This is a genomic window from Micromonospora sp. ATCC 39149, from assembly GCF_000158815.1.
In the GTDB taxonomy this organism is placed as follows: Bacteria; Actinomycetota; Actinomycetes; order Mycobacteriales; family Micromonosporaceae; genus Micromonospora.
This window is the reverse complement of the sequence record NZ_GG657738.1, coordinates 6,342,691-6,364,613: the sequence shown is the minus strand read 5'-3', so window position 1 is coordinate 6,364,613 and position 21,923 is coordinate 6,342,691. Positions and strand designations below refer to the sequence as shown.

Annotated in this window: 24 protein-coding genes and 1 pseudogene; 7 read left to right on the top strand and 18 right to left on the bottom strand. The window is 70.2% G+C overall.

Going from position 1 to position 21,923, the window contains the following annotated elements:
- Window positions 1-6: 6 nt before the first annotated feature.
- The 3 genes from MCAG_RS27495 to MCAG_RS27485 all read right to left on the bottom strand — a co-directional run bounded on the left by MCAG_RS27495 (window position 7) and on the right by MCAG_RS27485 (window position 3,318).
- Window positions 7-849, bottom strand: coding sequence for a CoA ester lyase (locus tag MCAG_RS27495; RefSeq protein ID WP_036375546.1), 843 nt, complete (start codon window positions 847-849; stop codon window positions 7-9).
- Window positions 849-1,886: a zinc-binding dehydrogenase gene (locus MCAG_RS27490; protein WP_198141667.1), complete on the bottom strand. Its 1,038-nt coding sequence runs from the start codon at window positions 1,884-1,886 to the stop codon at window positions 849-851. The genes MCAG_RS27495 and MCAG_RS27490 overlap by 1 nt, the downstream gene beginning before the upstream one ends.
- 97 nt (window positions 1,887-1,983) lie before the next feature.
- Window positions 1,984-3,318 carry a peptide ligase PGM1-related protein gene (locus MCAG_RS27485; RefSeq protein WP_007076215.1) on the bottom strand — a complete coding sequence of 445 codons (1,335 nt, stop codon included), beginning with the start codon at window positions 3,316-3,318 and terminating at the stop codon, window positions 1,984-1,986.
- Between the two features lie 316 nt (window positions 3,319-3,634).
- Between MCAG_RS27485 and MCAG_RS27480 the strand changes: the two genes are divergently transcribed.
- Window positions 3,635-4,342, top strand: a complete 708-nt coding sequence (locus MCAG_RS27480; RefSeq protein WP_255349026.1) for an aspartate/glutamate racemase family protein — start codon at window positions 3,635-3,637, stop codon at window positions 4,340-4,342.
- 521 nt (window positions 4,343-4,863) lie between these two features.
- Here the strand turns inward: MCAG_RS27480 and MCAG_RS27475 are convergent.
- Genes MCAG_RS27475 through MCAG_RS27460 form a run of 4 tightly spaced genes read right to left on the bottom strand, consistent with a single transcriptional unit; the run spans window position 4,864 to window position 9,579 of the window.
- Window positions 4,864-6,351 (bottom strand): ABC transporter ATP-binding protein, encoded by a 1,488-nt coding sequence (locus MCAG_RS27475; RefSeq protein WP_007076213.1) that lies wholly within the window; start codon window positions 6,349-6,351, stop codon window positions 4,864-4,866.
- Window positions 6,352-6,353: 2 nt separating this feature from the next.
- On the bottom strand, window positions 6,354-7,175 hold the full coding sequence (locus MCAG_RS27470) for an ABC transporter permease (RefSeq protein ID WP_007076212.1): 822 nt from the start codon (window positions 7,173-7,175) through the stop codon (window positions 6,354-6,356).
- A complete protein-coding gene (locus MCAG_RS27465) occupies window positions 7,172-8,212 on the bottom strand; it encodes an ABC transporter permease (RefSeq protein ID WP_198141665.1) in 1,041 nt (346 codons plus the stop codon). Before MCAG_RS27465 ends, MCAG_RS27470 begins: the two co-directional genes overlap by 4 nt.
- Window positions 8,209-9,579, bottom strand: a complete 1,371-nt coding sequence (locus MCAG_RS27460; RefSeq protein WP_198141664.1) for an ABC transporter substrate-binding protein — start codon at window positions 9,577-9,579, stop codon at window positions 8,209-8,211. The genes MCAG_RS27465 and MCAG_RS27460 overlap by 4 nt, the downstream gene beginning before the upstream one ends.
- A gap of 28 nt (window positions 9,580-9,607) precedes the next feature.
- Between MCAG_RS27460 and MCAG_RS34070 the strand changes: the two genes are divergently transcribed.
- Window positions 9,608-9,832 carry a hypothetical protein gene (locus MCAG_RS34070; protein ID WP_232290307.1) on the top strand — a complete coding sequence of 75 codons (225 nt, stop codon included), beginning with the start codon at window positions 9,608-9,610 and terminating at the stop codon, window positions 9,830-9,832.
- 334 nt (window positions 9,833-10,166) lie between these two features.
- On the opposite strand, the gene MCAG_RS35375 is transcribed toward MCAG_RS34070, so the two are convergent.
- Window positions 10,167-10,241 carry a hypothetical protein gene (locus MCAG_RS35375; RefSeq protein WP_232290425.1) on the bottom strand — a complete coding sequence of 25 codons (75 nt, stop codon included), beginning with the start codon at window positions 10,239-10,241 and terminating at the stop codon, window positions 10,167-10,169.
- A gap of 1 nt (window position 10,242) precedes the next feature.
- Complete coding sequence (locus MCAG_RS35370; RefSeq protein WP_007076209.1) at window positions 10,243-10,665, bottom strand: RICIN domain-containing protein; 423 nt, start codon at window positions 10,663-10,665, stop codon at window positions 10,243-10,245.
- Between the two features lie 1,492 nt (window positions 10,666-12,157).
- Between MCAG_RS35370 and MCAG_RS27450 the strand changes: the two genes are divergently transcribed.
- Both MCAG_RS27450 and MCAG_RS27445 read left to right on the top strand, forming a co-directional pair.
- Entirely contained in the window at window positions 12,158-12,805 is a 648-nt protein-coding gene (locus tag MCAG_RS27450; RefSeq protein WP_007076208.1) for a class I SAM-dependent methyltransferase, read from the top strand.
- A gap of 77 nt (window positions 12,806-12,882) precedes the next feature.
- Window positions 12,883-13,925 (top strand): annotated as a pseudogene (locus MCAG_RS27445) (helix-turn-helix domain-containing protein).
- Here MCAG_RS27445 and MCAG_RS27440 read toward each other — a convergent pair.
- Both MCAG_RS27440 and MCAG_RS35365 read right to left on the bottom strand, forming a co-directional pair.
- Window positions 13,926-14,165, bottom strand: coding sequence for a hypothetical protein (locus MCAG_RS27440; protein ID WP_007076206.1), 240 nt, complete (start codon window positions 14,163-14,165; stop codon window positions 13,926-13,928).
- 43 nt (window positions 14,166-14,208) lie between these two features.
- Window positions 14,209-15,516 carry an SgcJ/EcaC family oxidoreductase gene (locus tag MCAG_RS35365; RefSeq protein WP_007076205.1) on the bottom strand — a complete coding sequence of 436 codons (1,308 nt, stop codon included), beginning with the start codon at window positions 15,514-15,516 and terminating at the stop codon, window positions 14,209-14,211.
- 92 nt (window positions 15,517-15,608) lie between these two features.
- On the opposite strand from MCAG_RS35365, the gene MCAG_RS27430 reads away from it, so the two are divergent.
- Window positions 15,609-16,124: a MarR family winged helix-turn-helix transcriptional regulator gene (locus tag MCAG_RS27430; RefSeq protein WP_007076204.1), complete on the top strand. Its 516-nt coding sequence runs from the start codon at window positions 15,609-15,611 to the stop codon at window positions 16,122-16,124.
- Between the two features lie 167 nt (window positions 16,125-16,291).
- Here the strand turns inward: MCAG_RS27430 and MCAG_RS33065 are convergent, their stop codons facing one another.
- The gene (locus tag MCAG_RS33065; protein ID WP_157548292.1) at window positions 16,292-16,483 is read right to left on the bottom strand and encodes a carboxylesterase family protein; all 192 of its coding nucleotides are present in this window, start codon (window positions 16,481-16,483) and stop codon (window positions 16,292-16,294) included.
- 265 nt (window positions 16,484-16,748) lie between these two features.
- On the bottom strand, window positions 16,749-17,792 hold the full coding sequence (locus MCAG_RS27425) for a trans-acting enoyl reductase family protein (RefSeq protein ID WP_007076203.1): 1,044 nt from the start codon (window positions 17,790-17,792) through the stop codon (window positions 16,749-16,751).
- A 99-nt stretch (window positions 17,793-17,891) separates the two neighbouring features.
- Here MCAG_RS27425 and MCAG_RS27420 point away from each other — a divergent pair, with 99 nt between their 5' ends.
- Entirely contained in the window at window positions 17,892-18,839 is a 948-nt protein-coding gene (locus tag MCAG_RS27420) for a helix-turn-helix domain-containing protein (RefSeq protein ID WP_007076202.1), read from the top strand.
- A gap of 126 nt (window positions 18,840-18,965) precedes the next feature.
- On the opposite strand, the gene MCAG_RS27415 is transcribed toward MCAG_RS27420, so the two are convergent.
- The 5 genes from MCAG_RS27415 to MCAG_RS34055 all read right to left on the bottom strand — a co-directional run bounded on the left by MCAG_RS27415 (window position 18,966) and on the right by MCAG_RS34055 (window position 21,467).
- Window positions 18,966-19,772 (bottom strand): cysteine peptidase family C39 domain-containing protein, encoded by an 807-nt coding sequence (locus MCAG_RS27415; protein WP_036375538.1) that lies wholly within the window; start codon window positions 19,770-19,772, stop codon window positions 18,966-18,968.
- Window positions 19,769-20,074, bottom strand: coding sequence for a tetratricopeptide repeat protein (locus tag MCAG_RS27410; RefSeq protein ID WP_036375535.1), 306 nt, complete (start codon window positions 20,072-20,074; stop codon window positions 19,769-19,771). Before MCAG_RS27410 ends, MCAG_RS27415 begins: the two co-directional genes overlap by 4 nt.
- An 80-nt stretch (window positions 20,075-20,154) precedes the next feature.
- On the bottom strand, window positions 20,155-20,859 hold the full coding sequence (locus tag MCAG_RS27405) for a tetratricopeptide repeat protein (RefSeq protein WP_007076200.1): 705 nt from the start codon (window positions 20,857-20,859) through the stop codon (window positions 20,155-20,157).
- Window positions 20,860-20,922: 63 nt separating this feature from the next.
- On the bottom strand, window positions 20,923-21,240 hold the full coding sequence (locus MCAG_RS27400; protein ID WP_007076199.1) for a hypothetical protein: 318 nt from the start codon (window positions 21,238-21,240) through the stop codon (window positions 20,923-20,925).
- A 68-nt stretch (window positions 21,241-21,308) separates the two neighbouring features.
- Window positions 21,309-21,467, bottom strand: a complete 159-nt coding sequence (locus MCAG_RS34055) for a hypothetical protein (protein WP_198141662.1) — start codon at window positions 21,465-21,467, stop codon at window positions 21,309-21,311.
- Between the two features lie 113 nt (window positions 21,468-21,580).
- On the opposite strand from MCAG_RS34055, the gene MCAG_RS34050 reads away from it, so the two are divergent.
- On the top strand, window positions 21,581-21,923 hold a 343-nt coding region (locus tag MCAG_RS34050; RefSeq protein ID WP_198141661.1), incomplete at its 3' end, for an AAA family ATPase.

Here is a 21,923-nt window from a genome sequence, read left to right as displayed (position 1 = left end):
AGACGCTCAGCCGGATGGGTCGAACTCGTCGAGCAGCCGTTGGGACGCCTCGAAGAAGGGTCGGCCGACCATCACCCCGTCGACGGTGGTGATGCCCTGGCCGCTGCGCTGGCCCGCGGCCACCACCCGCCGGGCCGCCTCCAGCGACTCCGCGTCCGGTGAGAAGACCTGGTTGATGATGGCCACCTGGCGTGGGTGCAGGGCGATCTTGCCGCTGAACCCGAGGTCCTGCGCCAGGATGGCCTCCCGCCGCAGCGCGGTCAGGTCCTGCAGTTGGAAGGTCGGCGAGTCGATCGCCTCGACCTCGGCCGCTCGGGCGGCATTCACCACCCGGGTCCGGGCCTGCGCCAGCGGCCCCCAGCGCAGTCGGGTGCCGAGAGCGGACGCGTAGTCCGCGGATCCGAAGATCAGCGCACGCGGGCGGGGGGACGCCGCCGCGATCGCCGCGGCGTTCTCCACCCCACGCGGCGTCTCGATCACCGCGCACAGCTCGAGGTCCGGGCGAACCGGCCGGAGCAGTCGCGCCACTATCTCGACGTCGCGCGGCGATTCGACCTTGGGTACCAGCACGATAGGTGGCTTGACCGGATATTCGCGCAGAGCGAGCAGGTCCCGCATGCCATCCGGATCGGTGATCACGTTGACCCGGACGGCGCACCGGCGACCGGCCGCGCTCTCGCCAGCGAAGAACGCGGTCGCCCGGACCCGGGCATCGGCCTTGGCCTGCGGCGGTACCGAGTCCTCCAGGTCGACCAGACAGATGTCGGCTCCCGACCGGTGGCAGTTGGCGTACCGGTCGACCGCGATCGCCGGCGTGCAGAGCATGGAACGGCAGTACCGGGTGAACATCACGCCTCCCGGCGTACGTCGATGAGGACCTTGCCCGCGGTGGCGCGGGCGGCGATCGCCGCGTGCGCGGCGCCGACCTCGTGCAACGCGACCGTCCGGTCGACGTGAACCGTGAGCCGACCCCGCCCCGCCAGCTCGAAGAGCCGGTCGGCGACGCCGCACAACAGCCCACGATCGTCGACCACGTGCCGCATCCAGAAGCCGACGCACCCAATGGAGCCCTGGGCCAACTGCGCGGTGGTCACCGCGACGACGCCGGGCATGTCCTGCGTGCCCGCCGGTCCGGCCCCGGCCGGCACGGCACCGCCGCCGACGGTTCCGGGACCGCACTGTGTTGCGGAACGCCAGCCCAGGCAGACCAACCGTCCGAACGGCGCCAGGCTGGCGAGGGCGGCCTGGGCCACCGCGCCGCCCACCGAGTCGACGAACAGGTCCACGCCGGCTCCGCCGGCCGCCTCTCGCACCCGGTCGGCCAGTTCCGGGTCGGCCGGGTCCAGCGCCAGGTCAGCGCCGAGCCGCTTGACGAACTGCCGCTTCACCGAGGTCGACGCCAGCCCGATCACCGGCGAGGCCCCGAGCGCCACCGCGAGCTGCACCGCGAGGTGCCCGACCCCGCCGGCCGCGGCGGAGACCGCCACGCTCTCCCCCGCCCGCAGCCGACCGGCCAGCGACAGCGCCCCGTACGCGGTGCCGCCCTGCTCGAACAGGCCGAGCGCCTGCGCGTCGTCGATGCCCACCGGGATCTCCACGGTATGCGCGTCCCGGGCCGCCACCACCTCGGCGTACCCACCACCCTGGCGTAGCAGCGCGACCACCCGCCGGCCGTCGGTTCGCCGGTACCCGACCGCCTCCACCCCGAGCACCGCGGGCAGCGGCAGCTCCGGCTGAGCACCGGCAGTTCGCTCCACGTCGTCGAAGTTGACCCCGGTCAGCGTCACGTCGATCAGGCTCTCCCCCGCGCCGGGCGACGGTTCGGGTATCCGCTCGACGCGTAGCGCTTCCGGGCCGCCGGGTCGGCGCAGGACCACCGCCCGCATCCGCCGGCTCATCGCGACCGCCGACCGATGGGGTTCGACCTGGCGTGTACCGGCCCCCGGCCAGAGCCGCTGGTCCGCCCCGACGACGTGGCGCGGGTCATGACGACTGGTCCACGAAGAGTTCGGCCAGCCTGCTGTGCAGCTGCTCCGCCGACTGAAGATCGTCCGCGATGGCGCAGCAGGCGACGGTACCGTCCCCGTCGACGTCGTTGGAGGTGACCACGACCCCGGTACGGCTGGTCGGGTCGTAACCCAGGCCGGCCGCCGCGAGCCGCCCGATGGCCGCCGTGAACGACGGCACGGCCCAACCGTCGCGTTCCAGGAAGACTCGTTTCTCCCGGTAGCCGGGATCGACCACACGGCCATCGAGCACCAGGTGCAGGTGGGTGGTGCCGGTCAGGCGACAGTTGGTCTCGGTGAAGAGCACCTGCCCGTCCGGGGTGACGATGGCGTCGGCGCTGACCACCCCCCGGTAACCGAGTACGCGTAGGGACTCGACCAGCCGATCGGCGCCGTCGAGCAACTCCGCTCTGGTCTCCGCGTCGATCGTCTGCGCCGGCACCACCGCACCGATCGCCACCGGCTCCATCAACAGCTCACCCACCCCGATGAGCTGGGCTGCCTCGTCGGTGACGAGGAACTCCGCGTAGACGGTGGTGGAGCCGGGGAAGAACCGCTCCACCACCAGCCGGTGCGCGTGGCCGACGGTGAGCCACTCCCAACGCCGCTGGACGTAGGACAGCAGCGCGGGACGGTCCGGCAACACCACCACCCGGGGTGCGCCGGTCGGCACGACGCCATCGGTACGGCTGAGGATCTCGTTGCCGAAACCACCACCGTTGAACTCCAACTTCACCATCACGCTGTGGCCCTGATCGAAGAGGTCGGTGATCGCCTCCAGCGCCTGTTCCGGCCAGGTGACCACGGTGCCTGGGGCGATCGGCACCCCAGCTCCGGCGGCCAGCGCCCGAAATCCGGCCTTGCTGTTCACCAGCGCGTCGCCGGCCTGGGCGCTGAACGGATAACCGGGTAGGGCCGCCTCCGCGGCCAACGCCCGGGCGAGCCCGGTGACGGAGAGATCCTTGTAAACGGCCACGATCTCGACCGGCGGCCGGTCGCCGAGGCTGCGGCGAAGATCGTTCAGGAAGCTCGGATCGGTGAGCCGATCCGGGGTGAGGATGTCCGAGCCGAGACTGCCAGGTGGGGGGATCACGACGGTCAGCGAGGAGGCGTCGGTTCCGGTCAGGTCAGTGACGTAAGTCAGGTAGTCCGCCGGCGGGGCGAACGGCAACACCAGTACGTCGCCGTCCCGGGCGAACCAGAACATGCGCTGCGCGACGCAACCACCGGCCCGCAACTGGTCGGGGGTCAGTCCCGCCAGATCGCCGACCATCTCCCAGGTCCGGCTGTTGCCGATGATCAACGTCGCCATGACCGCCCCATCACTGTCGGCGGCATCCTCGGGCACGGCTCCGCCCAGCCGGAATCAACCGACGACGAGCATGCGACAGAAGACAGACCGGGTCACCGCCATGACCCTGGCATCAATACATAGGAATGATTGAAATCCGCCGACCGAAAGGATACCGATCGGCGCCAATGATCACAAGGAGTGATTCGAATCGCACTCAACGTGGCAACGGCCGGGCCCCGCGCCCTGGGGCGGACGGTACGCGAGGCGAGCCGAGCCCGGTCCACGATAACGCCTTGACCGCCGATGCTAGGAAGGACACGTGCTAACGATCGGGATGCTAGGCGGAATGAGCTGGGAGTCCAGCGCCCACTACTACCGGTTGGTCAACGAACTGGTACGTGACCGCCTCGGCGGCCTGCACTCGGCACGGTGCGTGCTGCATTCCGTCGACTTCGCCGACATCGAGCACCTCCAGAGCACCGGGCAGTGGGAACAGGCGGGTCGCCTGCTCGGCCAGGCCGCCGCCGCGGTGCAGGCCTCAGGCGCCGACCTGTTGCTGCTGTGCACCAACACCATGCACAAGGTCGCCGACCAGGTCCAGGCCGCCGTCAGCATTCCGCTGCTGCATCTGGGCGACGCGACCGCCGAGGCGGTCACCGCCGCCGGCCTGCACACAGTGGGACTGCTCGGCACCGCCTTCACCATGGAACAGGCCTTCTACCGCGATCGGCTCGCCCGCCACGGCCTGCGCGTGATCGTCCCAGAACCGGACGACCGCGCCGAGGTGCATCGCATCATCTACGACGAGCTATGCCTCGGCGAGGTCCGCGAGGCATCCCGACAGACCTATCAGAAGGTCATCGAGCGCCTCGTCCGGTCCGGTGCGCAGGGCGTCATCCTCGGCTGCACCGAGATCGAACTGCTGATCTCACCCGCCGACAGCCCCGTTCCCGTCTTCCCGACCTCTCGGCTGCACGTCGAAGCCGCCGTCAACGCCGCGTTACAAGACCGGACCTCGCATCTCGGAGCCAGCACAGCATAATCCCAGCAGGGCCGTCCTCATCTGGCGCGACCCGCGCGGCCAATCCAACTGCCCGGGTGGCGGGCGGTAGTCGCCGGTGACGACCTTTGATCTTCGCGGCGTCGATCTCCAACCGGCAGGAACCGCAGAGCTCGCTCGGCCGCCACAAGATGACCCTGAGATGTGGACACCCTGAAGCTGGATGTTGGTCCAGGGGAAGGGGTGTCCCCGTCGGGGCGTCCATCGAAGTGCACGGAATGGTTCCAGCGGAGGACGCCGAGATCGCCCGCTTGCGCCGCGAGGGTGGCCACAACGCGACGTCGTAGGCCGGCACCTGCGCCGCGGCACCGCACGACCATCCCGGATCCTGCTGTCCCGCCGGCGCTGGACCTGATCGGCCAGGCCATGATCAGGAACTATCGGTGGCGACGGTCGAGCGGCGCGGCCGTCGAGGAGGTGGTCGGCTGGTGGTGAGCTCAGTCAGGGGTGGCCAGCAAGCTGGGCTGCTGCTGCAGCCCAGCTTGCTCTACGTCGACCGTCAGTCATTTCCGGGCATGTACCGGTGGCGTGCTGCTGGACGATCCCAACTGCCCGGCGTGCCCCTGCCGCACCGGGTCGGCCGGCGGCGTGGTCGCTGTGAGGACGTCATGGGCGACGGCGTTCGCGAGGGCCAGGTCGTGGGTGACGAGTAGCAGGGCGCAGCGGGACCGGTCGACCTGTTCCATGAGGGCACACATCGTCTCCTCCTGGGTCACGAGGTCCAGGCGTGAGGTGGGCTCGTCGGCGAAGATCAACAGTGGGTCGAGGAGCATGGCGCGGATGATCGCCACGCGCTGCAGTTCGCCGCCGGAGACCTGCCCGGGGGGTCGGTGCAGCAGATCCTCGCTGAGACGCATCGCGCCCATCAGCTTCTCGAGGCGTCCCGGCTCGGGGCGGTGGCGGCGCAGGACGTCTCGCAGCCCGACGATGATCGGCACCCGGGAGGGAAATGCCACGGCGGGATCCTGGTACAGCTTCTGCAGCCTTCCCCCGCCGAGATCGGCGGCATGGACGACCTTGCCGGCGTCGGGCGGCAGCAGGCGCAGCAGGACGTTGCCGAGGGTTGTCTTGCCGGATCCGCTGGGCCCGGCCAGGGCCAGCCGCTGCCCGGGGCGGATGGTCAGCGTGACGTCCGAGAACAGGTCCCGCTTGCCATATCCCTTGGTGACGCGGTCGGCCTGGATGAGAAACGGCGCGTGGGGTTCATCTGCCGGTGGGGACCCCGTGGCGGACACCCATGGGTGCTGCCATCGGCTGGGTTCGGCAGCCAGCAGCCGTTGTGTGTACGCATGCGACGGGTTGGTGAGGACCTGCTCTGCGGTCCCGCGCTCGACGATGGCGGCTTCGCGCATCACCAGTACCTGCCCGCCCAGGCGGCGGGCCAGGTCTAGGTCGTGGGTGATGGTGAGCAAAACGCCGTCGCCGGTGACGTGCTGCCGCAACAGGTCGGCGAGTTCCTCACGGGCGTGGGTGTCGAGGCCTTTGGAGGGTTCGTCGGCGATGAGTATGCGGGCTCCGCCGACGGTGGCCGCAGCGAACGCGACACGCTGTGCCATCCCGCCGGAAAGGGTGTGCGGGTAGCTGCGGGCAGCGTCGCCGACGCCGAGGGTGCCGAGCAGCTGCTCCGCGGCGTGGTACGCGGACCGCCGGTCGGAGCGGAAGGCCGGAGCCCCTTCGGCGACCTGCCCCCGTACCCGCATGGTCGGATCGAGCGCGAGCACCGGCTCCTGCGGCAGCAGCGCCATCACCCGGCCCCACAGGCGGCGGCGGGCGCTCCGTTCCGCCAGGTCGTACCCGGTGCCGTCGATGGTCACCCGGCCACGGGCGGTCAGCCCGGCGGCGAGGGTACCCATGACGGCGTGCGCGAGCAGCGACTTGCCGGAGCCGCTCTCCCCGACGATCGTCACGGCCTCACCGCGGGGAAGGTGCAGGTCGGCGACGTCGACGAGGGTGCGCCCGCCGTGCGTGATCACGACGTCCTGCAGGTGCATGCTCACGATGCGCTCTCCTTGGTTCGCAGGCCGAGCAGCCCGACGAGGACGACGACGAGCACGAGCGCCGGCGCCACGGACATCCACGGTGCCTCGTGGTAGAACGGGAACGCCTCGGTGATCATCTGGCCGAGCTCGGGGGTCGGCGGCGCGACGCCGACACCGACGAAGCCGAGGGTGGACACGGCCAGCACGGCGGTGCCGATGCCGAAAGTGGCCATGGTGGTCAGCAGCGGGCGCAGGTCCGGCCACAGGTGGCGGCGTAGCACGTGCATCGGCCCGAGGCGCAGCAGCGTCGCGGCCTCGACGGCCGGTCCGCTCAGCAGCAGGGCGCTGCGGGCCCGCACCACGCGGAAGTACTCGATCCACTGGGCCAGGGCAATCCCGGCGTAGAGGGTCCACAGCTCGCCGCCGGACATCGCGGACACCATGAGGACGATGAGCAGCGCGGGCAACGCCACGAATGCCTCGGACAGCCCGTGCAGGACGGTGTCGACGAGTCCGCCGCGCCAGGCGGCGAGGATGCCGGCCAGCATGCCGGCGACGATCGCCGTCGTGACGCAGGCGACGGCGATCAGCAGCGACAGCCGGGTGGCGGACGCGAGCCGTCCGGCGACGCTGCGCCCGAGGTGATCGCGGCCCAAGGGTTCGGACAGGCTGGGCGGTTCGAGGAAGCGGGACAGGTCCTGCGCGACGGGGTCCGGCCACACCCACGGGCCGGCGACGGCGAACACCGCGAGCAGCATCAGCAGCCCAAGGGCCGCGCGTTGCGCCAGGGAGAGCCCGCGCAGCCGCGCCCGTACGCTCATCACGGCGGCGCTCATGAGGGCACCGACCGGCGCCGTGGCCGCGGGTCGAGGCCGAGCCCGGCTACGTCGACCACGGTGTTGACCGCGACGACGAGCAGCGCGAGGGCCACCGCGGCGGCCTGAACGACGGGAACGTCACGCCAGAAGATGGCATGGACCAAGGCGTGCCCGAGGCCCGGCCAGGCGAACAAACTCTCCACGACCACCACCCCCTCGATCAGGACCAGCGCCTGCACGCCCACGTACGCGGCGAGGGTGACACCGGCGTTGCGCAGCACGTGCCGCAGCAGCACGGCACGCTCACCGAGGCCTTTGCTCTCGGCGAAGGCGACGAAGTCGCTGGTGCGGATCTGCGCCACGGTGTCGCGGGTGACCCTGGCGAACAGCCCGGACAGACCGACCGCGAGCGTCACCGCGGGCAGCACGACGTTGGAGGCGGTGCCGTGTCCGACAGCCGGGAGCCAGCCGAAATGCACGGAGAACACCAGGATCAGTAGTAGGCCGAGCAGGAACGGGGGCAGCGCCCGGGAGCCGGCGACCCATACCGTGGTGACCCGATCGAGCAGGCCATTGGGCCGCCGGGCGGCCACCACCCCCACCGGGACGCCGACAGCCAGGGCCAGGGCGAGCGCCGTCCCGGCGAGGTGCAGACTGCTGGTCACCGGCACGTACAGCTCGTGCAGGACGGGAGCGCCGGTGACCAGGGACGTACCGAAATCGAGCCGTACGAGGTCGGCCCACCAACCGGCCAGCTGCTGCCATACCGGGGCGTCGAGGCCGAGGTCCGCGCGGACCGCGTCGGCCGATGCGGCGGTGACCCGGTCGTAGCCGTAACGTCCGGCAGCGATGCGGTACGCGAGGTCGCCGGGCAGGTTCTGCACGATGAGGAAGCAGGCGGTAGACACCAGCAGTGTGACCGAGACGGCCTGCAGGGCCCGCTGCGCCAGTACCCGCAGGATCGGCCGGGCCGCGCCCCGGCGCACCGCGCCGCGCTCGACTCGTGTGGCTTCCACGGTCTCCTCGGCGTCCAACAGCGGCGGAATCGTCGTCACGCCGACCACCGCAGCTTGTCGATCAGCCACGAACGCTCCAGCGGATCCAGGGTGAACCCGTCGACGCGGTCGCTGACCACCGCGCTCTGCCGGTACCAGGCCACCGGGATCAGCGGCAGCTCGCTGTGCAGGATGGCCGCCACCTTCGTACGTGCCGCCGTAGCCGTGGCGGTGTCGACGCCGCCGGCCAAGTCGTTGAGCGTGCTCGTCAGTTCGGCGTTGTTCCAGTCCATCGCTCCCCAGTCGGCACCGCGCGGGTCGTAGTCGCCGATCAGGGTGGCCAGCGGGTCCGGCACGAGGGCGAAGTTGCGGGCGAACAGAGCCAGTTCCAGCGTGCCGTCCTGGTGACCGGCGGGAATCTCGCTGGAGTTGCCGACCTTCACCTTCACACCGATGCCCACCTGCTTCAGCGCCTCCTGGATCGCGGTGGCCAGCACCGGCAGCTCGGGGCGGTCCGGGAAGGTTCGCAGGCTTACCTCGAACCGCTTCCCATCCTTGGTAACCACGCCGTCCGGGCCAGGAACCCAACCGGCCTGGCGCAGCAGCTCCCGGGCCCCCTCCACGTCGTGTCCCAGCGGTGCCACCGACTTCTGGTGCCACTGTTCCAGCGACGGCGGGAACAGCTGTGTCGCCGCCATCTCCTCATCGCGCAGCAGAGCGGTCGCCATTGCCTTGCGGTCCAGGGCAGCACTGATCGCCCGGCGCACTCGGACGTCACCCAGCTTGTCGTGCCCCGCGTTCACCTTCAGCAGGATGGTCCGGGGAAGGGTCACCGACCTGATCTCGACACCGTCGGCACGCTCCACCCGCTGGCGGCTGACCGGGTCGAGGCCGAACGTGACATCGGCCTGCCCGCTCTCGGCCATCAGTGCCCGGGTCTCGGCGCGCCCGACCGCCTGGTACGAAACGCGCTGAATGGCCGGTGCGGTACCTGCCCAGCGGTCGAACGCCACCACGTCGATCTCGGCGGGCTGCTTGACGCGCTCGACCTTGTACGGGCCGGTCCCGATGACGGCCTGCACGGTCTTGTCCTTGCCGTACGACGCGGGCGCGAGCACCTGCGCGCTGGTGTGCGCCAGGACGGCGGGAAGAGGTGCGTACGGCTTGCTCAACTGCACCCGGACCCGGCCGTCGGTCGCCGTGACGGCCTCGATCGGCGCGTCGGCCAACGGCGTCGCCGGCTTGCCCCGGGCAATTTCCAGCGAGGCGACGACCGCCTCAGGGGTCACGTTCGTGCCGTCGTGAAACACCGCCCCGGGCCGCAGGGTGAACGTCCACTCCCGCTGGTCTGCAGAAACCTTCCACGACGTCGCGAGGCCGGGCTGCACGGCACCCTGGCCGTCGGCGTCGACCAGAGTCTCAGCCACTTGCAAACGGGTGAAGAAACCGTCACCTGTGGACGGATCGAGGCTGTGCACCTCGAACGGACCGACCACCCGCAGCGTCGTCGACGCGCCACTGTTCCTGCCGTCGGCGCCCGGTGACGCGCTGCACGCCGTCAGGGCCACCGATGCCGCGATCAATACGCCCGCGAATAGTCGCCTGGCCCACGTCATGTTCATCTCCTTCTCCGGTAACAGCGAGAAGGTAAATGAAAACCATTTTCATATCAAGTTGTAATATATGCATGCTGGCATCCGACTGGACCACTCCCGACGTCGAACCGCGACCCGCCACCGACCGCGCCAGCCGGTCCAGCTTCGTCACGGTCATGGCGCCCCCGGCCCGACACGCGGCAAGGGCCTCGCGCAGGCCGGGGCCGGGCTCGGTTGGCACCAGTCAGCCCCTTGTCGAGGTGCCCGGCAAGACGTGCCCACATGCGGTCACCCACCAGTGTCGATTGGCGTGACTCACTCGTGGCCTGCGGTCTCGCCAGGCACCCCGCGAGGAAGGGCCGGGAAGGGCTCCGCCCTGCTCGACGTGCTTGTCGGCTCGGCCAGGCCGGGACGAACTGTCACTGTTGGTTGGTTCCGCCGTTGACGTTCCACTGCACGACCTGGGCCCCGTCGTCGGCCGCGCGGGCGTACACGTCAGCGACGAGGCCGCTGTCGCGGCTGACGATGGTGTAGCAACCGTCCCCGGACGAGCGCAGGTACACATATCTGGTTAGTGCCGCCGTTCGCCGACCATTGCTGGAGTTGGAGGCCGGGGGTCTGGTCGCCGCCGTTGACGTCGAGCAGCTTTCCTGAGGGGACATAGCGCAGCGTGTAGCTGCCCTCCTGGGTGGCACCGATGGTCCATGTGGCGCTGCCGCTCTGCTGCACGACCTTGGCGCCGTCCGTGGTGGATCCGCCGGCCACCGCGAGGGGCTTGCCGCTGTTGCGGTTGACGATGCGGTAGGCGCCCGGCGTCGGGCCGCTGCCACCGCTGCCCACGGTGAAGCACTCGACCGCGTCGGTGAACATGATTCGGTCGTAGTTGGCGCCCCGCAGGCTGTCGCCCCGGATGTTCACTCGGACGCCGTTGAGGTAGTAGTACTCGCCGTTCTGGATGGCCTGCCGGAAGCCGCGAACCGGTAGGTGCCATCACTGGTACGACCGTCGTCGGTGGACGCGCGCACCGACAGGCGGTGCAGTTGCGCCCAGTGTCCGGATCGGTAGGACACGTTCGGCCACCAGTACGAGGCGCTACCAAGCACCCGGCCGGGCCAACCGCGACCGTCGCCGTCGAGCGGGCCGCCACCGTGACCGTCCGGTCCGGCAGTGCCGGGTGGCTGAAGGACGCCCCGTCCGACGCCAGCGCCCCGGTCAGGGTGACCGACCTGGCGCTAGCCGAGGAGTTGGTGATGGACACGTCGTAGCTGAGAGTCCGCCGCGCGTGGTCCCCCGGCCCGCCGGGGTGAAGCTCCACGTCCCGGCCAGGTCAACCGAAGCGACCGCAGCGTTGCCGGCGGAGAAGCCGTCGGTAGCGGCCGCCTTGGCGACGCCGCCCGGTTCGAGAGGCGTCACGGAAGCGGGCGGCGCGATGGCGTGTGCGACCGTCACATCGGCGGCAACGACAGCCACCGTACCGGCGGAAAACATGACCATCGAAGCCAAGAGCCCCAGCGGTTTTCGGCCGCCGAGGAGGTTCCAAGCGGAGGGGCGGATCGTGCGGAGCACACGCTTCTCCCTTCTGACTGGATCTGCGTGCCACCTGGGGCAGACAGCAGGCGCCGCGCGGACACCTCAGGATGGATAGGTCCTTCACCAGCCGTCAGCGTCGACGGACGGGCGCAGCGCAACGGGCTCGAGCAGGGAGGGCCGCCAGGCAGGCACCGCCGACGCGAGTGGGCTCGCGGTCACGTGGTGCTAGAGCGTGATGGCTGAGTCGCAGCTCGGTGGTGGCTTCCGCCGCGAGCGAGCCGTCAACCGACCAGCGTGTCGCGGTCCATGTCGGGGCAGCCGTCGATACCCTGGTTGGGGATGCATGACGGCGGGCGGCGCCGGGCAGTCGACTGGCCTGTAGGCGATCGAAGCGGTGCCACCTCCCAGGCGGCCAGGGGCTTTCGCGGACCCTGCCCCAGCGAGTAGCCCGAGGTCCGCGCAGCTTGACGTCGACGCGGACATCCAAAGTCCCTCCAGCCGTATACGCAATACGTCATACGTCTTGACCGACACACGTCAATCATGTCGAAGGAGTCGAGACCCGTCGGGGGCGATGGCCACCACCGGACCCCTCGTGTTCCTGTCAGGAACCAAAAGGTCGTCGGCGGTGGCCGTCCGCGCGTCGGGCGAGGCGTGCCGCCATCTGCAGAAATGACGGGCAGCGGAAACAAGCAGATTGCCGCGGGTCGAGGGCTGGTGCAGGCTATCGTCGGAGTCGACGGCCATCTAGTGCCGTGACCGGATAGGTCCACCGTGTTGGGGCCCTGGCACGGCACTAGATTGGGCCTTCCTGACCAAGATGCGGCTCGTGTCGAGCCGCGCGCTGCCCCGGGTCAGTGGCGTCCGTTACGGTCCCGGAATGACCGAACTGGACTCACTTTCCGCCACCCGCGACGCCTACGACGCCGTCGCCGCGCGCTACGCGCAGCAGTTCACCGATACCCTGCGCGACCGGTCACTGGAGCGGGCGCTGCTTGCCGCGTTCGCCGAGTCGGTGCGTGCTGGTGGTGAGGGCGAGGTTGCAGACCTGGGGTGCGGGCCGGGGCATGTCACCGCTCATCTGCGGGGGTTGGGACTACGTGCCTTCGGCGTCGATGCCTCACCGGCGATGATTGAGCTGGCCCGGAAGGCCAACCCGGATCTGCGGTTCGAGGTGGGCTCGATGGCGGCGCTCGACATCGCGGACGGCGCACTGGGCGGGGTGCTCTCGCGGTCCTCGATCATCCACACCCCGCCGAAGGATCTCCCGGCCGTGGTCGCGGAGTTCGCCCGGGTCTTGGCCCCCGGCGGCCAGCTGCTGATCAGTTGCTACGCCACCGACGACGCCGCGATCCCGACACAGTCTTTCGACCACTCGGTGGTGACGGCCTACCGCTGGTCGCCCGACCACCTGGCGGGGCTGTTGCGCGATGTCGGCGTGAGCGAGGTCGCCCGGGTGCTGTGCGAACCGAAGCCCACGGACAAGCGGCAATTCCAGGAGTTGCAGCTGCTGGCCGCCAAAAACTAGTGCTCTGACCAGTAGGGTCGCCGAGTTGGTGTTCCAGCGGTTGTGTGGTGTCGTCCGGTCCGGCTGCTGGGGGTGTGGTGGCTGAGCCTGTCCGTGTGCGCAGGTTGACCGACCAGGAGGGGCAAAAACTGCAGCTGGTCGTACGCCGGGGCAGCACCGGCTCGGTGCGGTTCCGGCGGGCGATGATGCTGCTGGCCTCGGCCGGCGGGAACCGCGTCCCGGTGATCGCGAAGCTGGTCCAGTCCGACGAAGACACCGTCCGGGATGTGATCCACCGGTTCAACGAGATCGGCCTGGCCGCCTTGGACCCGCGGTGGGCGGGAGGCGTCCCCGCCTGCTCAGTCCTGAAGACGAGGACTTCGTCGTCCAGACGGCCACCACCCGCCCGATCAAGCTCGGCCAGCCCTTCACCCGCTGGTCGATCCGGAAGCTCGCCGCCCACCTGCATAAGGTGCACGGCCGCGTGATCCGGATCGGCCGTGAGGCGTTACGGTGCCTGCTCACCCGCCGCGGCATCACCTTTCAGCGCACCAAGACGTGGAAGGAGTCCCCAGACCCGGATTGTGACGTCAAGCTCGACCGCATCGAGCACGCGCTGGAGCGATTCCGGGACCGCGTGTTCGCGTTCGACGAATTCGGCCCGCTCGGCATCCGCCCCACCGGCGGGTCGTGTTGGGCCGAGTAGGGCCGGCCCGAACGGCATCCCGCGACCTATCACCGCACCCACGGCGTCAGGTACTTCCACGGCTGCTACTCCGGGCGACGACACCCTGTGGGGCGTCAACCGGCGCAACAAGGGCACCGCGAGCACTCTGGCCGCGCTCAGGTCGAGCAGATCCGGCGCTGGGCGAAGAAAAACCGGGTCGAGCTGTGCTTTACCCCGACCTACGCGTCCTGGGCCAACCCGATCGAGGCCCACTTCGGCCCGCTGCGGCAGTTCACCATTGCCAACTCCCACCACCGTAACCACACCATCCAGACCCGGGCCCTGCACGCCTACCTGCGCTGGCGCAACACCAACGCCCGGCACCCCGCCGTCCTCGCTGCCCAGCGGAAGAAGCGTGCTCGTATCCGCAGCGAGAAGGGCGTCCGCTGGGGCGGACGACCGCTCGCCGCGTGATCAGTCGCTGACGTCCAACGTCGCGTACTCCTGCACGCCGAGCCCGGCCAGCACGGAACGAACCCGTTCCAGTGTGACGCCGCGATCGAGGCCTCCCTCGATCTCCAGGTCGAGATGACAACGTCCCATCCCGCTGCCCGCGCCCGTGATCTCGCCGTCGGGGCCGAACGCGGCGTCCAGCGCTTCCTCGACCTTATCCCGGTCGATGGGCAGACCGGCAAAGACGATCTCAACGAACACGCATTCCTCCCCTGCGGCCCGGCGAACCATACCGGTCACGGCACTAGCTGCGCATCACCTGCGTGTTCTGCGCCGCTGCGATCCGCCAGGTGCCATCGTCCTTCGCGAGGACGTACAACGGGCGACCCTCGTGGGCGTCCGGGAGCGGGTCGCCGTCCAGCCGGATCGGTCGCTGCCGGACGTTGACCACCGCCACGTCGGGGCGCACGAACAGCACCCGCTCGATGTCGTAGACCGCGGTGGAGTCCCGCATCGCACCGGGCAGGACCTTGTGGGTGAACGCGCTGATCTCGTCCCAGCCCGCCAACCGCATGCCGTGGGCGGTGGTCCACACCGGGTGCTCGGTGCGGAACAGGCTCATGAACGCGTCGGGCAGCTCGTTCTGTTGGGCGTGCTCGACGGCGGCGACCAGCGCGGCAATGGCTTGGACGTCGTCTGCGGCGTCCGGCGTGCCCAGCACCTCGTACGTGCGGTAGGAGCCGGTCGCCAGTTCGGCGACGGCACCGGCGCGGCGCGGCCGCCAGCCCAGCCGCTTCCTGGCGGCATCGCCGGTGACCCGCTGGTCGAGTGCGAGGGCACCGGCGAACGCCTCGCCCAGCGCCTCGCGGGCCTCGGAGACTGGCCAGGCGCGCGGGGCGGCCAGGATGCCGGCGGCGCGTCCGGCGGCGTGCGTGAGGTCCCGCACCGGCACAGCCGATTCGGTGACGCCGTGCCAGATGGTGCCGGCATCGGCGCGCTCCAGTACCGCCACGTACAGCTCGGCAAGATCGTCTACGTGGACCATGGGCCAGTGGACGGGCTCACCGCCCTGGTCTGCAGGGGTCACGAACACCGGCGCGCCGTGCTTGCGGGCCAGATCCACCAGCAGGGCGGGGATCCCGCGTCCACGCCCGTGCACGATGCCCGGCCGGATCACGGCGGCGCGCACGTCGTCGTCGGCGGCCGCGCGGACCTGCCGCTCGATCCCGGGCCGGTAGCCGACGATGGGGATCGGATTGGCGACGGCGTCCTCCCCAGCGGGCACGGGTCCGGTGGCGCCCAGCACCCATACGCCGCTGGTGTAGACGAACGCGCGTCCGGTGCCGCGCAGGGGAGCGAGCAGAGCCTCGACGGCGGCCGCGTCGGTGGCGGCGTCACCGGTTGGGGTCGCCGCGTGGACCACGGCGCCGATGTCGGGCGTCACCGCCCGGGTGAGGGAGTCAGGGTCGGCCAGGTCGGCGATGCGCCGTTCGTGGCGGGACTGGTCACCTGTGCCGCGGGTCAGCTCGACGACCTCGTGGCCGTGGTGGATCAGGTGGTCGGCCACGGCAGAGCCGATGTAGCCGGTGGCACCGAGCATCAGGACCTTCATGACGACCTCCCGTCGAACATTTCGATGTCGAAACTTTAGACCCCTGCGTCCACTCGTCAAACAGTTCCATGTCGAAATGTTAGACTGATAACATGACTGGCACGGACCCCCGCGATGGCGTGGACGCGATCGTCGACCAGTGGCGGACGACCCGCCCCGACCTCGATTGCTCGCCGATGGAGGTCGTCGGCCGCCTCTCGCGCGCCTCCCGCCTCCTCGAACGCGCCGTGAGAGACGAGTTCGCCGCGCACGGCGTCGAGCCCTGGGAGTTCGACGTGCTGGCGACACTGCTGCGCGCTGGGCCGCCGCACACACTCAGCGCCGGAGCGCTCAGCACAGCGGCGATGGTCAGCTCGGCCGCGCTGACCAACCGCATCGACCGGCTCGTGGACCGGGGCCTGGTCGACCGTGCTGTCGATCCGGGCCACCGACGCCGGGTGCTGATCTCCCTCACCACGGACGGTATGAACCTGGTCAACGAGCTCGTCGAGCGCCACCTGGCCAACGAGCGGCGCCTGCTGGACGGGCTGACCCCGGCCGACCAGGCCCACCTGGCCAGGCTCCTACGCCACCTGCTGACTTCGCTCGGCGACTGCGCGCCCGGCTAGCCAGGCCGTCGTTCGAGATCGTCGAGGCCTTCGCCGATCCACGGCGCGGCGATAGATTCCATCGATTCCCAACGGCAAGCCCGTGAAGCTACGCCACCACATCCTCGCCAGCCAGAAGCTCACTGACGGTTAGCGCCAGAGGCCGCAGTGGTGGGTGGTGTTCGTGTCTATGGGGCGCGGGGGCCGGGCGCCAAGCGCAGTGCGGTGTCGGAGGCGTCGAGAGCGGGCCAGATTGTCGTCCCGGCGCTGTTGGGATTGCCGGTACGGATGAATCGGGCCCGGTAGCCGACGAGTTGACCGGCCAGGAGTTGCTGGTCCGCGGTGCGGGTAGCCAGTGCCGGCCGCGTGGACACGGTCACTGAGTTCCGCCGTCAGCAGCGAATCCTGCCCGGGCGAGACCGAGCACGCTCGTACGAGCAAGGCGGTCGATGTCCACCGCTTCGGCATCGGTCCCGGGTGATGCTGTCAAGATCGTGTCGTGCAGGTCGGCTGCTCGGACGCAAGCTGTCCGGGTCAGCCGGGCTACCGTGCAGCGGGCGGTTTACCGACTGGACGGCCAGGCCTTCGCCGTCATCACCCCGGCTCTGCACAGCGCATGGACTTCGAGCAGCTGACGGGCGCCGATCAGCTGCGGGCCGCGGCCGGCGCGTGCACCGTGAGGTGTGCGGACAGGGCGCCGAGGAAGTCGGGGGCGTCGAAGACGGCGCCGGCGGAGACGACGCCGGTCGCCTTGGTCCGGCCGGTGAGGATGCGCTCGACAGCCTCGACCGCGAGCGGTGCGCTGATGGCGTAGATGTCCTGTCCGGTGGCGGTGATGCGACGTTCGGTGCCGGCGGAGCGGATGAGGACGTCGACGGTGAAGGTCTGCGCGGAGCGGCCGCGCTCGTCGACGGCGGGCGGTGCCGCCGGGTCGGGAGAGAAAAGGTCAGAAGCCGCGTTCGTGGTCATGTACGTGCGCACCTCCGACACGTCCAAGTGGCTGGGGACGGTGACGATGTCGGCCATGGAGAACTCGCCGATGACAGTCTGCGAGCCGAGCGGCGCCGGGAAGGACCACTCCATGGTCGGAAGGGCATCGTCGTGATACCGCAACTGTCCGTCGGCGAAGCGGACCCGGCGGCCACCGCGCCGCTGCGACGAGACCGTGCCGGAGGCGAGCGTGCCGCCCGTCGGATGCCAGCTGCTCAGCCCGTAGGCGACGTGCACCTCGTCCGCCGTCGTCCAGTCACCCATCGCGGTGGTGACCAGCAGGTCGCCGAGTGCTCCGAAGAAGGCCATCGCCGGGACCACCACGGTCCCGGCGGCTCGGGCCTCATCGGCGAAGTGCGCGAACGTGTCGACGTTCGCCTCGATCTCGGCCGCCACGTCGACGTAGGGGATGCCGGCGCGCAGCGCCGCCTCGACCACCGGGCCGGCGGTCGAGGCGAACGGCCCGGCGGTGTTGATCACCGCGTCCGCGCCGTCGAGTGCGCGGTCGAGCGAGATCGGATCATCGACCGACGCCTGCCGGGTCTGCAGGCCCGGGAAGTCCCGCGCCAGCGCCTGCAGCCTGTCGCGGTTGCGACCGAGCAGCAGCGGAACGTATCCGCGTTCTTGCAGCTCGGCGACGACGAATCGCCCAGTGTGCCCGTACGCGCCGTAGACCGCGACGTTCCGAACCGTTGTCATGTCGTGCTCCTGTGCTTGAAGTGATGCTGTTGAAGATCTTGGCTGAGTAGTCGCACCTGAACCAGTGTCCGGAACGACACGTCCCGTACAATTTCCGACATGGCTTCTGGTCCGCGCTCCGTCGCCCTCGCCGCTACCGAGGGGATGCTGCACTTCGAGCTCGCCCTGGCCACCGAAGTGTTCGGCTCCGCACCGGACGCCGTGAAAGGTCCCTGGTATGACCTGACGGTTTGCGGCACCCACGCGGTCCGGGTCGGCCGGTTCCTGCTGGAGCCGGACTGCGGGCTGGACCGGCTCGCGCACGCCGGCACCGTGATCGTCCCGGCCCTGGCCGACGTCGACCAGAACCCGCCGGCCGACCTGGTCGAGGCGGTACGCGCGGCCCACGAGGCGGGCGCACGGGTGGTTTCCCTGTGCACCGGCGTGTTCGTGCTCGCCGCCGCGGGCCTGCTGGACGGGCTGCGGGCGACCACTCACTGGGCGCACGCCGAACAGCTGGCCGCGCGCTACCCCCGGGTACAGGTCGATCCGGACGTGCTCTACGTCGACAACGGCAGCGTGCTCACCTCCGCCGGCAAAGCCGCGGCGATGGATCTGTGCCTGCACCTGGTCCGCCGCGACCACGGCTCAGCGATCGCCAACATCGCCGCTCGCCGCCTCGTCGTGCCACCGCACCGCGCTGGTGGCCAGGCCCAGTACGTCAGCACACCGGTGCCCGCCCAGGACGATCACCCCTTGGCCGACCTGTTCCCGTGGGTGATGCGCCGACTGGACCAGCCGCTCACCGTGGAGGACCTGGCCCGCCAGGCGAACATGAGCTCACGTCACCTGACCCGCCACTTCCACGCGATCAGCGGGACCACCCCGCTGCAATGGCTGCTGACCCAGCGGATCCGCCGCGCGCAGGAGCTGTTGGAGAGCACCGGCGACAGCATCGAAACCATCGCCGCGGCCGCGGGCATGGGTACTGCGACGACGCTTCGCCGCCACTTCCACCGCACGGTCGGGGTACCACCGGACACGTACCGCCAGACGTTCCGGGCCTGACGCCAGGGTCCGCGGCCCCGCGTGACGACCCACTGGGCTCCCTGGCCCGCACCGTCCTCGGTGGCGAGGCGGCCCTACGTACGGCGGTCGAGTTCTCCTGGCACGCGTCGGCACCTTCGCAGGCGCCTACGCCGACCGGGTCATCCCTCCCCCGCTGGCTCGACCGTTTTGCGCGCCGCCTTCGACAGGTGCGACACCCTGGCGCCGGCTCCCTGCACCAAGCCGCACGCTTCGAGTAAGTCGGGGTTCCCTCATCAACCGGTGTGGATCGACGGCGCCGAAGGTCTCGTCCAGAATCAGGACGTGCGGGAGCGCGTTGGTGCGTACCTCCGCGACGATCTGTCGTGCTGCGGCGTCGAGTACGGCCAGCTCAGTCCACCCGTCCGCGGCCATGGCTGACGAGATCATCGCGTCGGCGTCAGCCGGTGCGACGGCCAGCCGGGTCAGCGCGTTGCGCAGCGGGCCGGTCAACGCCTCGGAGCGGGCCCACCGGTCGAAGGCGGCGGCCGGAATCGTAAGCTCGTGGACGTAGACGTCGGCGAGGAAGCGCGTGGCGGAGACCCACCGCCGGCCGAGAGCCGGGTCCATCACCTGCAGCAGCCGACCGTGTCGACGCCACACCACCACGAAGTGCGTCAGGCCGCCGGGTAGCCGCGTGACGACGATGGCAGGCAGCGCCTCGGCCTGCTCCGACAGCAGATGCTCCACCGGCATCATGACCTGTTGCACGTCCAGGCCCAACAGCTGCGCGGCGTCCTGTATGGCGTCGATGGAGGTGCCGTCGACATCCGTGGCACAGATGTCCCGGAGCCGCGCATAGCTGACCCGGATGCCGAAGCCGCGCAGCAGGCCGGTCAATGTCGCCGGACCGCAGTCCATCGCCGACGTCTGCACCACCTCCGGCACCAGGCGGTGACGCCGCGTCTTGCTCACCCTCGCCGGGTCGCGGAGATGGCGGCGAGGGTGGTGTTGGCTGCCACCAGCGCCGGGTGGTCGGTCGCGACCGCCGCGGCCAGCACCATCTGGGCCCGGTCGGCGAGTTCCGCGGCGCGAGCCAGATCGCCTCGGTCGGCCACGAGAACCACCAGATTGTTCAGCGTGAGACCGACCTGCGGATGGTTCGGGCCCAGCAGCCGGCTCTTGGCGGCCAGTGCCCGCCCATAGAGCGCCTCGGCCTCGTCGGGATAGCCGAGGCCCGCACGCACGTCGGCCAGATTGTGGAGATTGACGCCCACGTCGTAGTGGTCGGGGCCGTACCGTCGGTGAAGTAGGACACCGCCCGCCGCAACAACGGCTCGGCCTCAGTGAGCTTGCCCTACGCCTGCAGCAACGCGGCGAGGTGCGCCTCGTCTGCCACTACCACCGGGTGATCGACTGGGAAGACTCGCCGGTGCAGCGTCAACGACCGACGTGCGTGCTGTTCTCCCTCAGCGGGCCGTCCCCGACTGTGCGCCAACCCGGCCAGGTTGTGGCACACCCCGGCCAACTGCGGCGCGTCGGGGCCGAACGTGGCCTCCAACGCGCCGTAGGCCCGGAGGTAGAGAGTTTCGGCCTCGTCGAATCGACCCGCGAACTTGCCCAGGACGCCGAGCTCGTTCCAGATCGACACAAAATCGATGTCGGTCTGGTCGGCTGCCGCCTTCGCGATGCTCGGCGCCGCACTCAGCTCGTGGCCAGCCTCCACATAGCGGCCCTGCCTGCGCAGGTTGGCACCCAGCCCGACCCGGGCCAGGATCGCCAGCCGCAACAGGACGCCGGGCTCACGGGGCAGCGTGGCCATGACGGCGACGGCGCGGCGGTGATGCGTTTCGGCATATGCGCCAAGCTCGTCCTCGGCGCCGCCGAGCAGACTGAGCACGTTGGCGACATCGGGATGGGTGGAACCGGCGTGCGCATCGAACAGGTCGAGGGCACGCCGGCACAGTGCCAAGGCTTCGCGATGGCGATGAGCGTCCATTGCTGACAATGCCCTCTGGTGCAGTCCGACGGCCAGTTCCGCCGGGTCGTTCGTCGTGGTCATGGCCGCCTCTCCTCGGGTTCGTCGTCAATGCGCCCAACGGGTGCCGCTCACCGCGGCCCGCGATCAGGCGTGCGGCGCGCCCAGCAGTGCCACGGCCTCACTGTGGTTCGCTCCGATGGGAACCACTCCGGCCCGGACGTCACTGCGGACGGTCAACCCCTCGCTGTGGTTGAATCGCACGCCGCCAGCGGTCACCTGGGTGCGCACCGCCAACGCTTCGCCGCCCTTGCCGCGCGGCGTGCCGGCCGGCGGATCGTTGCTCACATCGGGCGGGCCGGCGTCGTGGGCCTGAGCCTGCGCGGCGGATTGGCTCGTCTTCATGTCGACTCCCTTGTCTGGTTCGATGTCGCGGCGGGCCGGTGCCCAGCCGTCGAAACCCATGAACCGACGGCCTCGTACCCCCGTTGCCGGTTGCCGTGACTCGCAGGGCCCGGCCGAGGCCACGCGGTTCAGGACGGGCCGGTCAGGCGAACCACCGGGTGCACCGGGTGTGTCAGCGCCACTACCTCGTCGCCGAGCTCCAGGCCCGCGAGCTGCCCGGCGGTCAGGGTGGCCCGTTGGCGCAGCCGGCGCGCCGGGCCGGCGACCGGCGACCTGTTCCCGTGCATGCGCGTCGATTAGGGTGCTTGACGACGTGCCGCACGTCGTTGAGCCCGCCAAGCCGAAAGCAACAATGATCGACACATCCGCACCCCCGCCCCTGCAGGAGCGGGAACGGCCCTTGTCGACACTGGTCGACATCGCACTCGGTACCACCACCGCCACCGATGGGCAAATCGTGGTCGTCTCGGGGACCGCCGGGATCGGCAAGAGCCGGCTGCTCGCCGAGGCCGTGCACCGCCTGTCCCGGCAGGGCCGGGCGGTGGCCCTGGCCCGCGCCGCCCCGATCGAGCGCGACTTCGCGTACGGGGTGGTCCGGCAGCTGTTCGAGGCGGAGCTGCGGGCCGGCACCGGCACCGGGCGGGAGCGCCTGCTGGCCGGCGCGGCGGCGCAGGCGGCGGGTGTGTTCGGGCCCGACGCCGCGGCCGCCGGGCCGCTCGGCGACCTCGCGGTGCTGCACGGGT